Genomic DNA, 400 nt, shown 5'->3' with positions numbered 1-400 from the left:
CTCCGTAGTAGGTGAATGGATCCATTGCGCGCGTGCGACGCAGAATCGTGACGGCGGAGTCGGGATTGGCATTGGCGCGCAGCGTCTGCGCACTCCAGTACAGTGCCTGCTGTGCGCGTTTCCCCGCGGGGAACGAATCGAGGTATACGCCGAACTCGGCGAGAGCGGAGTCATAGTCGGCGCGGGCGAATGCCATGCCGGCGAGCCGCATTCGCGCGAGTCCTGCATCATCGCTCGACGGAGCAATTGCAATGGCGCGGCGATAGAACACCGTGGCGGAATCTGCGTTACCGTCATCATGATCGAGGTCGGCGTGAAGGAACGCCGCGCTCGCAGCAGCGCGCGTGTCGGGAAAATCAGTGAGCACGGTCGCAATCAGTGTTCGCGCGGTGGTCTCATC

1 protein-coding gene is annotated in these 400 nt (G+C 63.0%); it reads right to left on the bottom strand.

All coding sequences use genetic code 11. From position 1 onward, the window contains the following. The coding region (locus D7Y13_RS44320) for a tetratricopeptide repeat protein (protein ID WP_147452776.1) at positions 1 to 400 on the bottom strand (400 nt) is incomplete at both ends.

This window comes from Corallococcus praedator (assembly GCF_003612125.1).
GTDB lineage: Bacteria > Myxococcota > Myxococcia > Myxococcales > Myxococcaceae > Corallococcus > Corallococcus praedator.
This window is presented reverse-complemented; position numbering and strand designations above follow the sequence as displayed.